This window comes from Corallococcus sp. CA047B, from assembly GCF_003612065.1.
Lineage (GTDB): Bacteria > Myxococcota > Myxococcia > Myxococcales > Myxococcaceae > Corallococcus > Corallococcus praedator.
Genome location: NZ_RAWD01000711.1, coordinates 1 through 351 on the forward strand (window position 1 = coordinate 1; position 351 = coordinate 351).

Sequence of the window (351 nt, forward strand, 5' to 3'; positions counted from 1 at the left end):
GCGGTTCCTCGCCCTGAAGAAGAAGCTGGGCAAGACGCCCCTGCCGTCCCTGGCGGAGGCGAGCTGCGGCTTCACGCCGGGCCAGACGCTGGACGCGATGGACGCGGCCGTGGAGGCCCGGGCGAAGTCCGGTGACACCGCGGGCGCCGCCGCCTGCGCGCGTGCCTCCCTGGAGCCGGTGCTGGACGTGGAGCTGCTGCGCGGCAACACGCTGTACTTCCAGGGGGACAGCGTCGCCGCGCTCAAGGCCTATTCTCGCGTGCTGGAGGTGGAGCCCCGGCACCCGGAGGCGCTCTTCAGCCACGCGTCGCTGGTGTTCGAGACGCAGGGGGAGAACCTCCCGGCGCTCAA

The 351-nt window shown here is 72.4% G+C and carries 1 pseudogene; it reads left to right on the forward strand.

Annotated features, from left to right (window positions below):
- Positions 1 to 351: pseudogene (locus D7X74_RS43520) on the forward strand (hypothetical protein); the annotation flags it as partial.